At 51.4% G+C, this 14,326-nt stretch carries 11 protein-coding genes; 2 read left to right on the top strand and 9 right to left on the bottom strand.

Annotated elements, in window-relative coordinates; genetic code table 11:
* Window positions 1–5 precede the first annotated feature (5 nt).
* The 5 genes from rfbF to B6A39_RS03430 all read right to left on the bottom strand — a co-directional run bounded on the left by rfbF (window position 6) and on the right by B6A39_RS03430 (window position 5,211).
* A complete protein-coding gene (gene rfbF / locus B6A39_RS03450) occupies window positions 6–782 on the bottom strand; it encodes a glucose-1-phosphate cytidylyltransferase (RefSeq protein ID WP_083001380.1) in 777 nt (258 codons plus the stop codon).
* Complete coding sequence (locus tag B6A39_RS03445; protein WP_083001378.1) at window positions 779–1,897, bottom strand: NAD-dependent epimerase/dehydratase family protein; 1,119 nt, start codon at window positions 1,895–1,897, stop codon at window positions 779–781. Before B6A39_RS03445 ends, rfbF begins: the two co-directional genes overlap by 4 nt.
* A gap of 76 nt (window positions 1,898–1,973) precedes the next feature.
* The gene (locus B6A39_RS03440; RefSeq protein WP_083001377.1) at window positions 1,974–2,975 is read right to left on the bottom strand and encodes a glycosyltransferase family 2 protein; all 1,002 of its coding nucleotides are present in this window, start codon (window positions 2,973–2,975) and stop codon (window positions 1,974–1,976) included.
* A 551-nt stretch (window positions 2,976–3,526) separates the two neighbouring features.
* The gene (gene recA / locus B6A39_RS03435; protein WP_038481661.1) at window positions 3,527–4,588 is read right to left on the bottom strand and encodes a recombinase RecA; all 1,062 of its coding nucleotides are present in this window, start codon (window positions 4,586–4,588) and stop codon (window positions 3,527–3,529) included.
* Window positions 4,589–4,677: 89 nt separating this feature from the next.
* Complete coding sequence (locus tag B6A39_RS03430; protein WP_083001375.1) at window positions 4,678–5,211, bottom strand: CinA family protein; 534 nt, start codon at window positions 5,209–5,211, stop codon at window positions 4,678–4,680.
* Between the two features lie 148 nt (window positions 5,212–5,359).
* Between B6A39_RS03430 and mutS the strand changes: the two genes are divergently transcribed.
* Window positions 5,360–7,927, top strand: a complete 2,568-nt coding sequence (mutS, locus tag B6A39_RS03425; protein WP_083001373.1) for a DNA mismatch repair protein MutS — start codon at window positions 5,360–5,362, stop codon at window positions 7,925–7,927.
* Between the two features lie 155 nt (window positions 7,928–8,082).
* Window positions 8,083–8,406 carry a ferredoxin FdxA gene (gene fdxA / locus B6A39_RS03420; protein WP_009722190.1) on the top strand — a complete coding sequence of 108 codons (324 nt, stop codon included), beginning with the start codon at window positions 8,083–8,085 and terminating at the stop codon, window positions 8,404–8,406.
* Window positions 8,407–8,853: 447 nt separating this feature from the next.
* On the opposite strand, the gene eno is transcribed toward fdxA, so the two are convergent.
* The 4 genes from eno to B6A39_RS03400 form a co-directional block, all read right to left on the bottom strand.
* Window positions 8,854–10,143 carry a phosphopyruvate hydratase gene (eno, locus tag B6A39_RS03415; RefSeq protein WP_009722188.1) on the bottom strand — a complete coding sequence of 430 codons (1,290 nt, stop codon included), beginning with the start codon at window positions 10,141–10,143 and terminating at the stop codon, window positions 8,854–8,856.
* Window positions 10,144–10,213: 70 nt separating this feature from the next.
* A complete protein-coding gene (gene kdsA, locus B6A39_RS03410; protein WP_038481648.1) occupies window positions 10,214–11,083 on the bottom strand; it encodes a 3-deoxy-8-phosphooctulonate synthase in 870 nt (289 codons plus the stop codon).
* Window positions 11,084–11,100: 17 nt separating this feature from the next.
* Window positions 11,101–12,756: a CTP synthase gene (locus B6A39_RS03405; RefSeq protein ID WP_083001371.1), complete on the bottom strand. Its 1,656-nt coding sequence runs from the start codon at window positions 12,754–12,756 to the stop codon at window positions 11,101–11,103.
* A 138-nt stretch (window positions 12,757–12,894) separates the two neighbouring features.
* Window positions 12,895–14,313 (bottom strand): FAD-dependent oxidoreductase, encoded by a 1,419-nt coding sequence (locus B6A39_RS03400; protein WP_083001369.1) that lies wholly within the window; start codon window positions 14,311–14,313, stop codon window positions 12,895–12,897.
* Between the last annotated feature and the right edge of the window lie 13 nt (window positions 14,314–14,326).

The following is a 14,326-nucleotide window of genomic DNA, read 5'->3' as shown; positions in this document are numbered from 1 at the left end:
GTGATTCATTCCTTCCAAAGCTTCCAGGGAGCACCTTCCGCCCAAGCGGCCTCAAGCACCATTCGGTCCCTCAGAGTATCCATGCTTTGCCAGTATCCGTTGTGATGAAAGTAGCCCAACCTGCCCATTTCAATCATTCGCTGCATGGGTTCGTTTTCCCAGACGGTCTGACTGTCGTCGATCGTCTCAAAGACCTCCGGATCACAGACGAAAAAGCCCCCGTTGATAAGGCCTCCATCTATTTCTCCCTTTTCGCGAAAGCCTTCCACCTGATTGTTCCCTTCTTGCAAGCGCAGCGCACCATAGCGTCCTGGCTGCGTGACTGCCGTCAGAGTGCACCAATTTTTTGAGGCCAGATGAGCATCGATCAATGCAGTAATATTCAAGTCGCTCAGCCCATCACCATAGGTCAAGCAAAAAGGTTCATCCCCCAGCAAATGCATGGCTTTCTTAAGCCGCCCACCTGTCATGGCATCGGCGCCGGTGTCCAACACGGTGACTTTCCAGTCATCATCCACACTTTGAAGCCAGGCGACCTTGCCTGTTTTCAGGTCGATCGTGTAGTCGGTTCGATTGCCGCGATAATTGAGAAAGTAGTCGCGAATATACTCAACCTTATAGCCACCCAGCACGACGAATTCCTTCAAGCCGTGATGGGCATACATTTTCATGATATGCCAAAGAATCGGTCGCCCTCCTACCTCCACCATAGGCTTTGGACGAATCGCTGTTTCTTCACTCAAACGCGTGCCAAACCCTCCCGCAAAAATTGCAACCTTCATGGTTTAGCCTCCATTACAGGCGTTGAAGTAACTGGGGAAGAGTCAGGCGAAGTAGTGGGAGTCACTCCATTACGAATTTGCCAACTCAGATTCTCGGACAGACGTCCTTCATCGATATGCGCTTGTAGCGCATGCAGACGCACATAGCGTGAGGCTCGAAACTGAGCATCAGCAAACTTCATGCCTTTTAGGCCGTTAACCATCCCCATTATCGAATCCAAAAGTGTCATTTTTGGTTGATACTCAGGTGCTAACCTAGCGAACAGGCTGAAATCTACTTGGTAGGAACGGCTGTCCGCCGGTGCTTGGGTATTGATACTCAGCGTGGTATCAGGAATCGCCTGGGCAACTGCCGCGGCTAGATCACGCACCTGATGGTTGCGTTCGTTAGAGCCGGTATTGATATTGAGGATGCGCCCCCCATTTTCGGGCTTACGCTGTATCGCCCAACTAATAGCCCTTGCCATGTCGGAGACATCGATCAAGGGTCGCCAGGGTGACCCATCGCTAAGCACGGTAATATGCTGCTGGCTAAGCGCGCAGGCGACAAAATCGTTGAGCACTAGATCCAGGCGGAGGCGTTCCGACATTCCACAGGCAGTCGCAAAGCGTAAGTTAGTAATCACCATGTCCCCCTCGATGCCCGCCAAAGCTTCTTCTGCCGCAATTTTCGAACAGGCATAAGCAGTAACCGGAGCCACAGCGTCTGCTTCGCAACGCGGCGCACCAAGGGCAACGCCATAAATACTGCAGCTTGAGGCAAAGACGAAGTTGTCCACTCCCGCTTGAGCCGCTGCTTTGGCCATGTCTACCGTAGCGTAGTGATTGACTTCAGCCGTGACGGCAGCGAAACGGTCTCCCATAGGGTCATTGGAGATAGCAGCCAGCTGTACCACGGCCGTATAACCTTCAAAAAAACCAGCTGGAATCTCCCTAACGTCGCCCAAAAACTGTTGGGCGAGATAACACTCGGGAAGGAGTTCGGCCCCCGTGAGACAGTGCGCGAAATAGGCATTGTCGTAACCATGAAGAATGGCAGATGGATATCGTGCGGCTAATTCTCTTACCAGTACGGAGCCGACATACCCCATATTGCCCACGATCAATATTTTCAAAATATCACCCCATCATTTAGCATCTGAGTATCAGCACACCAAGTATTCTTATGACCCTGTATTAAAGTTGACTTTTTTATCCCGGCTTTTTCTTAAGGTCTGCTTGCTCTGGACATAGCTGATCTAACAGCCACGTGGAAGTTTTCATTTTTTCAATAGGTGTATCTGCAGCTTCAGGCTCAGGATAAAACCATAAACTTTCCAACATTCCGTGCAGGACTATATTGGCTTTACGAACTTCACCTCTAAATACAAGTATAAAAAATAGTCGAGAAACTCTATAAACCTCTGAAATCATAAGGTAGCGATAATGTGGGAAATGACGATATTTACGAGCGATATAAATTTTATTTCTAATAAAGTGTCGGTATAACTTCAAGCGCGCCGGATTTCTTTCAGTAAGAATGCTGATAGGGCCATTTTCTTGGCGTAAATGTTGTACTTTACTCATACCAACAGCGTAACCAGGGTTATCTTGAGTGACCCTTAAGGTAAATTCACTATCTTCTCCCCAGATAAACATCGCGGTAATTGGCAAGCCATGTTGCGCCAAGGTAGTGCGCGGCAGCAGTATTGATACGAAAGTAGCGCGATGTACTGCCACTACACCCAGTTCAAGCAACTCGGGCCAGTTTCGATAACCGATGACATTTTTCAAAGGACTTATAATGGGAGTATTAGTAACTAGCCCATTTTCAGTGAAAGCTTGGGAGAGAAGAAAAGCTGGTTTTTTTCCTTTATCCTTAAGTGCCTCATCGGCCAATAACAAGAAGTGAAGTGCATCCGGCTCAGGTATGACATCATCGTCCATTGTCCAAATAAAATCAGCGCCCTCTTGATAGGCGAGACGCATACCTGCATTAAACCCTCCAGAGGCGCCAATATTATCCTTCAGCACATGTACCATGAGACCCGAATAATGGCTTTCGGACAGCATCTTCTGAGTACCATCACTACTTGCATTATCAATGACGATGACACGGTCGCAAGAGCGGCACTGGGCATATACTGCATCGAGACATCGCTTCAGTAGTTCCTTTCGATTATAAGTAAGGATTACCGCGAATACTTTATGCATAGCACACTTTCCCCAAAGATGAGCTTTTTTCTTTTCGCGATAGAAGCTAGCCTCTAAATTTAATCAACCAGGCTTTCCACTATAAGAAAAGTTTTATTTCACTCTTTTTTTATAATTCTATAAATAGTCCCCCAACCTACAACAACCGGACTCTCCGCAGTAGCAACAGCGCAGTAGCAACGGTGACCGCAAATTACAATCTGAAACCTAACAACATCAAAAGTTACATTTAAAAAGTAAGCGACGTGTTTTTTTCTGTCAAGCACATGGGCTGATCAAAAATCTAGTTTGCAGTACTATTTTTCTCATTCAAAAAGCAAAAAGGGGCGCCTTTTCAGGCACCCCTTTTTTCATGCTGAAAATACAGGCCAGGCTTACCGCCAGCTTTAGCTTGCTGCTAGTTACTAGGCAGCAATCTCATCAGGCTGAATGTTTTTTGCTGTAACTTGCACGCTAGCTCAGCGCGAGCGTACTCGCGCCGAGACAGTATTTGAATCACCACTTCACGAGGCGTTAACTCAACAGCTTAGAAAACAGCATCATAAAGAGGCTTACAGCAAATCATCATCGCTCTCAGCGGCAACATCTGCCTCTGGGGCTTCTTCTTTTTTTGCATCCGGTGGCGCCAGCAGCTGCGCTCGGATTTGCGCTTCAATCTCTTCCATGGTCTCAGGATGCTCTTCTAAATACTGCGCAGCATTAGCTTTACCCTGACCAATCTTTTTGCCTTTGTAGCTGTACCATGCACCCGCCTTGTCTACCAAGCTGCACTGCACGCCCAGATCAATAACCTCCCCCGCATGGTAGATACCCTTGCCGTAGAGAATTTGGAACTCCGCCTGGCGGAATGGCGGCGCCACCTTATTTTTAACCACCTTCACACGGGTTTCGTTACCAGTAACTTCATCACCCGATTTTACGGAGCCTGTACGTCGAATATCCAGACGCACGCTGGCGTAAAATTTAAGCGCGTTACCGCCGGTCGTGGTTTCGGGCGAACCGAACATCACGCCAATCTTCATGCGAATCTGGTTGATAAACACCACTAAACAATTGGCGTTTTTGATATTACCGGTAATTTTACGCAGTGCCTGAGACATTAAACGTGCTTGAAGACCAACGTGGGAATCGCCCATTTCGCCTTCGATTTCAGCACGCGGCGTTAATGCAGCCACGGAGTCGATCACGATCACATCTACACCGCCGGAGCGTACCAACATGTCGGTAATTTCCAGCGCTTGCTCGCCGGTATCCGGCTGAGAAACCAGCAAGTCGTCTAGATTAACACCTAGCTTTTCTGCATAGCTTGGGTCCAAAGCGTGCTCTGCATCGACGAACGCGCATACCTTGCCCTGTTTTTGCGCCTGCGCAATGACTGACAGGGTCAGGGTCGTTTTACCTGATGATTCTGGGCCATAAATTTCGCATACGCGTCCAAACGGCAGCCCGCCGATACCAAGCGCAATATCAAGCCCCAATGAACCAGTGGAGACAGACGGCATTATCACGCGCGGAGCATCGCCAAGGCGCATAACAGTCCCTTTACCAAACTGGCGATCAATCTGGCTAAGTGCAGCATTTAGCGCTTTGGTGCGGTTGTCATCCTGAGCCATGCAGAAATTCCTCGTTACAAACTGTATAATTAGCCAGTAGTATGCCAAAGATTAGCGTCTAAACAAATCCTCAGCACCATATTTAATGTTTATTTCTTTTCACTACCTTTCGCCTGAGCCATCAAACGCGCAACTAACCCTGCCAACGCTTCGCGTACAGCTTGTTCGCGTACCGCCTGTCGGTCGCCGTGAAAGTGGAAACACATCGCCTGCTGGCTTTCTGTACTGCCCCAGGAAAGCCATACGGTTCCCACAGGTTTTTCTTGACTGCCGCCATCAGGACCTGCCACCCCACTGACTGCAACCGCTAAGTCAGCCCCACTGGCTAAGCAGGCACCTTCAACCATTGCATTAACTACCTGCTCGCTGACCGCGCCATGGGCTTCGATAACTGCTTCAGGCACATTCAACATACGCGTTTTAGCGGCATTGGAGTAGGTTACGTAGCCTGCTGTAAAATACGCGGAGCTACCCGCGACAGAAGTAATTGCACTGGCAATACCGCCGCCTGTGCAGGACTCTGCCGTAGAAACTTCAACCCCAAGCTGCTGGCACAGCCTTCCCAACCGCTGAGCAAGCAGTGATAAGTCAAGATTCTTCAGGCTTGAAACGCTAGGTGCCATGGTGACTCCTTCATGTGAGACCTCAGTTCAGCGTAGAATACCGTGTTTAACTTTCTCAAAGAAATTGCCCAAAGAAATTGCTCAAAGAAATTGCCAAAGAACATGCCGCAAGCTGAGACTGCTTGCGCAACGCTCAACCAGGACGCCCATGTCACAGGCCAGCCCCGCTCACACGCCAATGATGGCGCAATATCTTAAGATCAAACGCGATCACCCTGAGGTACTTCTTTTTTACCGGATGGGAGATTTTTACGAGCTGTTTTTCGATGATGCCAAGCGCGCTGCAAAGCTGTTGGATATCACCCTCACCCAGCGCGGCCAGTCAGGCGGCAAGCCTATTCCTATGGCAGGCGTGCCCTACCATAGCGCTGAAGGCTATTTAGCCCGTTTGGTGTCAGCCGGTGAATCCGTCGCTATCTGCGAACAAGTTGGCGATCCCGCCACCAGCAAAGGGCCCGTTGACCGGCAAGTGGTTCGCATCGTCACCCCTGGAACGCTTCACGATGAAGCTCTGCTGGATGCCCGCCGCGATAATGTGCTGGTCGCCGTTGCGCCCGGCAAAGAGAGCTGGGGCCTTGCGTGGTTGGAACTTTCCAGTGGTCGCTTCAATATCTTGGAAGTAGAAAGTGAAGCCGAGATGCAGGCAGAGCTCACCCGCCTGTCGCCTGCCGAATTGTTAGTACCCGAAAGTTTGACCCTGCCCGACGCATGGTCCCAAAAGCGCAGCCTACGACGCCAAGGCGAATGGCTGTTCGACTTGGACAGCGCCACACGCAGCTTGTGCGATCAGTTTGAAGTCCAGGATTTACGTGGCTTTGGTTGTGCGCATCTAACTACCGCGCTCATCGCGGCAGGTGTGCTTATCGATTACGCCCGAGACACCCAACGTTCACGACTGCCCCACGTAACGGCCATTAGCGTCGAAAACCGTGATGAAGCCGTAGTGATTGACGCGGCCAGTCGGCGCAATTTAGAAATTGATATTAATCTCGGTGGCAACAGCGATAACACGCTGGCCAGTGTGCTAGACACCTGTACCACCGCGATGGGGTCGCGATTATTAAAGCGTTGGCTTAACCGCCCGCTGCGCCAGCGTGACATCGTAGAAGACCGGCACGCAGGCGTGGCGCTGCTCTCTATTGAAGCGGCCTACCTGCCATTACGGGATACATTAAGTGATGTAGGCGACGTAGAGCGCATCCTGGCACGCGTCGCGCTGTATAGCGCCCGACCACGAGACCTGGCGCGCCTACGAGACGCCCTGGTAACGCTACCCACGCTTGAGCAACTGCTGAGCGAAATTGATAGTGGTAGCGCCATAGACGGCCTCAAACCTCACATTCGCCCCTATCCAGAAATAGCGGATACGCTAACTCGCGCGTTAGTTGAGAATCCGCCCGTGGTGATTCGCGATGGCGGCGTGATTGCAAACGGCTTTGACGCCGAACTAGATGAACACCGTGGCATGGCTGAAAATGCCGGTGACTATTTAGTGCAGCTGGAATTGCGTGAGCGCGAGCGCACTGGCCTAGCCAATTTAAAAGTCGGCTATAACCGAGTTCATGGCTACTTTATTGAACTCCCTCGTTCTCAAGCCCAGCAGGCACCCGCCGACTACATCCGTCGTCAAACGCTAAAAAATGCTGAACGCTTTATTATTCCAGAACTTAAAGAGTTCGAAGACAAAGCACTCTCGGCCAAGTCCAGAGCGCTCACACGTGAAAAGTGGCTTTACGAGCGCCTAATGGGAGAGCTCAACGCGGCGCTTCATGCGTTGCAAAACACATCGAGGGCATTGGCTGAACTTGACGTACTCTGCGCCTTTGCCGAGCGTGCGGAAGCACTCAATTGGATAAGGCCCCAGCTAAGTGATCACACAGGCCTCAGGATTACCGCTGGACGGCATCCTGTCGTCGAACACGTCAGCGATACACCGTTTGTACCCAACGATGTCACGCTAACACCTGATCAGCATATGCTGATTATCACCGGCCCCAACATGGGTGGTAAATCGACCTACATGCGCCAGACCGCGCTCATCGCGCTACTGGCTCATAGTGGCAGCTTCGTACCTGCCGATAGCGCTGAAATAGGCCCTATAGATCGTATTTTCACTCGTATTGGTTCGTCAGATGACCTAGCAGGTGGTCGCTCTACCTTCATGGTCGAAATGACTGAAACCGCTAATATTTTGCACAATGCTAGCGAACATAGCTTGGTATTAATGGACGAGATTGGTCGTGGCACCAGCACTTTCGATGGCCTTTCGCTGGCCTGGGCAAGTGCTGAATACCTAGCCAAAGCGAAGGCGCTCACTCTGTTTGCCACGCACTATTTTGAAATGACCGCGCTGCCCGAGCAGGCTGAGGGTGTGGCAAACATTCACCTGACCGCCACCGAGCACGGCGATAGCATCGTGTTCATGCACCGCATTGAATCTGGCCCTGCGAGCCAGAGCTATGGCTTACAGGTAGCCCAGTTGGCAGGTGTTCCTAGCCATGTGATACGCAGAGCCCGTGAAAAACTGATGGCTCTGGAGCAGCGCGACGTGGATGAGCTGCAGCGCCCGATTGGAATTTCCACAGCACCGCAACAAAACGACTTGTTTGCCAGCGCGCCGCACCCCGTCGTGGAAGCACTGGGAAAAGCCGATGTGGACGATTTAACACCTCGCGAAGCGCTAGCGCTGCTCTATCAGTGGCGAGAGCTACTGTAATGGTATGAAAGGAAAGCTATGAGCGCTTGCCGCCGCGTAAGGGCACCACTAGAATGTCGCCCATACTGTTTTATCTTATAAAAAACGTCCGATTTATAACCATTAACTATTGACCACGACCGGGAAGCTCCCGGTCCCGCAAGAGGGATAGCAAGATGACGTTTGTCGTTACCGAGAACTGCATCCAGTGCAAATACACCGACTGTGTGGAAGTCTGCCCGGTCGACTGCTTCTACGAAGGCCCCAACTTCCTGGTCATTCACCCAGACGAGTGTATTGACTGCGCCCTGTGTGAACCGGAGTGCCCCGCAGAAGCTATCTTCTCAGAAGATGAGTTGCCGGATGGCCAAGAACAGTTTATAGAAATTAATGCTGAATTAGCCGATGTATGGCCGAATATTGCTGAGAAAAAAGACCCGCTGCCCGATGCAGAAGAGTGGGATGGCAAAACAGGAAAACTGGAAAAGCTCGAACGCTAATCCTATAAGTCACGCCTTTTCAGACCAGCGTTCGCGCTGGTTTTTTTGTGCGCCCCGCCCATGGCGCACAAAAAAAGGCGGCCCGTAGGCCGCCCGCTCCAAGCACTTCCTCTGACCACTCCCTGTGTCAAACTCCTCAGATACCATCCCTGCCAGGGCCCACATCATTGTGTCACCCGGCGTATCTGACCTGCATCCCGTTGCATCCTGCCTGAAGCATCCTTGCCTCCCCTGTCCTGAATGTATTGTGGCAGAAAGTGATCACAACTCAAGCAGGCTAAAACGACAACAGGCGAGCCGCAGCGGCTCGCCTGTTGTTTAAAAAACAAACAAAATCAAAAACATAAGATCAAACAAAAAAATCATCTGAGCAATTAATACCGGCATTTGTAAGATATCTCTTACAAAATTTTGAGATATCTCTTACATGCCAGCACCTATTTTTGATTACTGCCCTTTAATGGCTTTCAAGCCTGGGTAAGTCACATCGCCCAATTCCGCTTCGATGACGAGCAAACGGTTGTATTTCGCTACACGGTCGGAACGACACAGGGAGCCCGTTTTAATTTGACCGGCACAGGTACCCACTGCCAAATCAGCAATCGTCGTATCTTCAGTTTCACCGCTACGGTGTGAAATAACCGCGGTAAAACCAGCGTCCTGGGCCATTTTGATCGCATCCAGTGTTTCAGACAGCGAGCCAATCTGGTTAAATTTGATCAGAATTGAATTACCAATTTGCTCGTCGATACCACGCTTAAGAATCTTGGTATTGGTAACAAACAGATCGTCGCCAACCAGCTGTACTTTGTCGCCTAGCTTGTCAGTCAGTGCTTTCCAGCCCGCCCAGTCTGATTCATCCATACCATCTTCGATGGAAACGATCGGATAATCAGCACAGAGGCCCGCCAGGTAATCGGCAAACCCTTCGGCATCGTAACTTTTACCTTCGCCGGAAAGGTTGTACTGGCCATCTTTATAGAATTCGGAAGAGGCACAGTCTAGCGCCAAGGTAACGTCTTTACCCAGTGCATAACCGGCATCAGCAACAGCTTGCTTAATGATCGCCAGGGCATCTGCGTTAGATGCCAAGTTAGGGGCAAATCCGCCTTCGTCACCCACGGACGTAGAAAGGCCTTTAGCAGACAGTACTTTTTTTAACGCGTGAAAAATTTCCGCGCCCATCCGTAGGCCTTCACGGAAGTTTGCAGCGCCTACAGGCTGTACCATGAATTCCTGGATATCAACATTATTATCCGCGTGCTCGCCACCGTTAAGAATGTTCATCATCGGTACCGGCATGCTGTACTGACCCGGCTGGCCATAAAGCTCAGCAATGTGCGCATATAGCGGCACACCTTTAGCGTTGGCAGCAGCTTTAGCGGCAGCCAGCGACACTGCTAGGATGGCGTTCGCACCCAGATTAGCCTTATTTTCAGTGCCATCCAGGGCTAGCATTGCGTCGTCCAACCCACGCTGATCACGCGCATCCATTCCTAACAACGCACCACTGATTTTGCCATTCACTGCCTCAACGGCTTTTAAAACGCCTTTGCCGAGGTAGCGTGTCTTGTCGCCATCGCGCAGCTCAAGCGCTTCGCGGGAGCCTGTAGAAGCACCGCTTGGCGCACATGCCTCACCTACGGCGCCACTTTCCAGGCGAACCATCGCCTGAACGGTAGGGTTGCCGCGGGAATCAAGCACTTCTAATGCGCTGATTTCAACAATTTTGGTCATAACAGTGTCCTTTGGTTGTCAGTCTAATGGATGATTGTGGGTCCAATGTATACCATATTTGCCGTCGTGGTTAACGGATGGTCAAAGGTGTAAATCCCTTCACCAAGGCATCTAACTGCGAAAGCTGAGTCAAAAATGGCTCTAATTGATCTAATGGCAGTGCGCAGGGTCCATCGCACTTAGCGTTATCTGGGTCAGGGTGAGCTTCTAGGAAAATCCCCGCCAAACCTACGGCCACACCCGCACGGGCCAACTCTGCCACTTGGGCGCGACGACCATCGGCACTGTCCGCACGGCCACCTGGGCGCTGCAAGGCATGAGTGACATCAAAAAACACCGGATAACCGGTCTGCTTCATATCGCCAACGCCCAGCATATCCACCACAAGGTTGTTATAGCCGAAGCTGGTACCACGCTCGCATAGCATCAGACGGTCGTTACCGGCCTCTTGGAACTTGGTAAGAATATGGCGCATTTCGTGAGGTGCTAGAAACTGCGGTTTTTTGATATTAATCGCCGCGCCGGTGTTGGCCATCGCCACCACTAGATCGGTCTGGCGGGCAAGAAACGCTGGCAGCTGAATAATGTCTGCGACTTCAGCCGCAGGCTCTGCCTGCCAGGGCTCATGAACGTCGGTAATGATGGGCACGCCATAGCGCGCTTTAATATCCGCTAGAATCTGCAAACCTTTTTCTAACCCAGGCCCACGATAGGAGTGGATAGAACTACGGTTTGCTTTATCAAAGCTTGCCTTAAATACATAAGGCATTCCGAGCTTTTGCGTCACATTAACGTAAGCCTGCGCCACTTCATCAGCAAGCGTCGCTGACTCCAGCACATTCATGCCGCCCAATAACATTAGCGGCAAAGAATTGCCGGCGGTTAGGCCGGCAACGTTAATATGACGCTCTGGAAAGGATGATTGAGAAGTCGAAGACATATTATTCGCTCTCCCTCTTATTCCTGAGTCGCTGTATGAGTGCGCGTACGTGCCGTTTTGTGCTCTAAGGCAGCATTAACAAACCCAGAGAATAACGGATGTCCGTCGCGTGGTGTCGATGTAAATTCCGGATGGAATTGGCACGCCACGTACCATGGGTGGTCAGCTAGCTCGACTACCTCTACCAAAGATTGATCGACGCTCTTGCCAGAAATGACCAGACCCGCTTGCTCTAACTCATCAATAAACTGGTTATTGACTTCAAAGCGGTGGCGGTGGCGCTCGACAATCTCATCAGCACCGTAGGCTTCGCGCGCTTTACTGCCGGATTTCAAATGACAGACCTGACCGCCTAGACGCATCGTTCCGCCTAAGTCAGATGCGGCGTCACGCAGTTCAATCTTACCTTCAGCGTTAATCCACTCGGTAATCAAGCCCACCACGGGGTGCTTGGTGTCGTGGGTAAACTCGGTAGAGTTAGCGTCTTTCCAGCCAGCCACGTTGCGGGCAAACTCGATGACCGCTACCTGCATGCCCAAACAAATACCCAGATAGGGAATATTGTTCTCACGTGCAAACTGCGCGGTAAGAATTTTGCCTTCTACACCACGCTCGCCAAAGCCACCAGGTACTAAGATGGCATCTTTGCCAGCTAACCGCTCGGTGCCGTGATGTTCGATATCCTCGGAGTCGATATAGTCGACATTGACCTTAATACGACCTTGAATGCCTGCGTGAATAAGCGCTTCGTTGAGCGACTTATAGGCATCCAGCAGCTCCATGTATTTACCGACCATGGCAATGCTCACCGACTTCAGCGGATTCAACTTGGAATCCAGCACCTTGACCCATTCCGAAAGATCGGCAGGCTCGGCTTCCAGACGCAGCTTATCGCAAACAATGTCATCCAAGCCGTGCTCATGAAGCATCAACGGAATCCGATAAATGGTATCGGCATCCTGTAACGGTACGACGGCACGCTCTTCCACGTTAGTGAACAGGGCGATTTTGCGGCGTTCGCTCTCTTCAAGCTCTACTTCGCTACGGCAAATCAAAATATCCGGCTGGATACCAATCGAGCGTAGCTCTTTGACGCTGTGCTGAGTCGGCTTGGTCTTAGTCTCGCCTGCCGTCTTGATATACGGCACCAGCGTGAGGTGCATGTAAATCGCCCGACTAGCGCCAAGCTCACTACGAATCTGGCGAATAGATTCTAAGAACGGCAGCGATTCGATATCGCCAACCGTGCCACCAATTTCCACCAGTGCCACATCAAACCCTTCACCGCCCGCATAGACCCGCCGTTTGATTTCATCGGTAATATGAGGGATTACCTGAACGGTACCGCCCAGGTAATCACCACGGCGTTCTTTGCGCAGTACATTCTCGTACACGCGCCCCGTCGTGAAATTGTTCCCTTGGGTCATTTTGGTGCGAATAAAACGCTCATAGTGCCCTAAGTCCAAGTCCGTCTCGGCGCCATCTTCGGTGACGAACACCTCGCCGTGCTGGAAAGGACTCATGGTGCCCGGGTCCACGTTGATGTAGGGGTCGAGCTTGAGCATGGTGACCTTAAGGCCGCGGGCCTCTAGAATCGCCGCCAGCGAGGCCGACGCGATGCCCTTGCCTAGAGAGGACACAACGCCGCCGGTCACGAAGATATATCGTGTCATGGAAAACCTGTCAAAACGTGATCAAAAGGCGTAACAGAAAGCCACACCAGGATGGGATGACAGAATAGCAGAGTACGCCTAAAGGCTCAATTTGAACTGCAGGTGGCAGAGGGGCGAAGACGCCCCTCACTCCCAAAACTAAACGCCTAGGTAATCCAAAATCCCCTCAGCAGCTTGGCGGCCTTCATAAATCGCGGTGACCACCAGGTCAGAGCCACGCACCATATCGCCACCGGCAAAAATTTTCTCATTGCTGGTTTGGTAGGCGTACTGGCCGTGCTCCGGTGCTTTTACGCGATCACGCTCATCGACCTGAATGTTGGCGCTATCGAACCAAGGCGCAGGACTTGCCTGAAAACCAAATGCTACTACGACTGCGTCGGCGGCAATAATTTCTTCAGACCCGGGCACGACTTCAGGACGGCGACGGCCATTTTCATCAGGCTCACCCAAACGGGTACGCACGACCTTAACCCCTTCGACCTGCTCTTCCCCCACCACCGCAACCGGCTGGCGGTTGAACAAAAACTCAACGCCCTCTTCACGCGCATTAGTGACTTCACGGCGGGAACCGGGCATATTTTCTTCATCACGGCGATAAGCGCAGATAACGCTGTCGGCGCGCTGGCGAATTGAGGTGCGATTACAATCCATCGCCGTATCACCACCGCCAAGCACCACCACACGCTTACCTTCCATCGAGATAAAGTCGTTAGGATCTTTTTCAAAGCCTAAGCGACGATTAACGTTGGCGATTAAGAAATCGAGCGCTTTATACACGCCAGGCAAATCTTCGCCGGGGAAGCCACCTTCCATGTACTTATAGGTGCCCATGCCTAGGAAAACCGCATCGTACTCCTGCAGCAGCGTATCGAATTCGATGTCGGTACCAATTTCGGTATTCAGACGAAACTCGACGCCCATCTCTTCAAAAACAGCGCGGCGACGCTCCATCACGTTCTTTTCCAGCTTGAACTCTGGAATACCGAAGGTAAGTAGACCGCCAATCTCGGGGTACTTATCAAATACCACGGGCTTGACGCCATTACGTGCCAGAATATCAGCGCAACCAAGACCCGCAGGCCCCGCACCTACGATGGCGACCTTCTTATCGGTCCACTCCACCTTAGACATATCTGGACGCCAGCCCATCGCAAACGCGGTGTCGGTAATGTACTTCTCTACCGACCCAATGGTAACCGCACCAAAGCCGTCATTCAGCGTACAGTCGCCTTCACACAAACGATCTTGCGGGCATACGCGGCCACACACTTCTGGCAGCGAATTGGTTTTGTGTGAAAGCTCGGCTGCTTCAATAATATTGCCTTCCACCACCAGCTGAAGCCAGTTGGGAATGTAGTTATGTACCGGGCACTTCCACTCGCAGTACGGATTACCGCAGTGCAGGCAACGGTGCGCCTGACTCGCCGCATCGGTGGGCTTAAAGGGCTCGTAAATTTCAGCGAACTCTTTTGACCGTGTGTGTGCGGCTTTTTTTTGTGGGTCTTGACGACCCACATCAACAAACTGGAAATCGTTATTTAAACGGTTAGCCATGATCTCTCTCCTC

Origin of the sequence: Halomonas sp. GT, assembly GCF_002082565.1 — a bacterium.
In the GTDB taxonomy this organism is placed as follows: domain Bacteria; phylum Pseudomonadota; class Gammaproteobacteria; order Pseudomonadales; family Halomonadaceae; genus Vreelandella.
The sequence above is the reverse complement of the archived record's forward strand: the minus strand, read 5'-3'. Positions and strand labels throughout refer to the sequence as shown.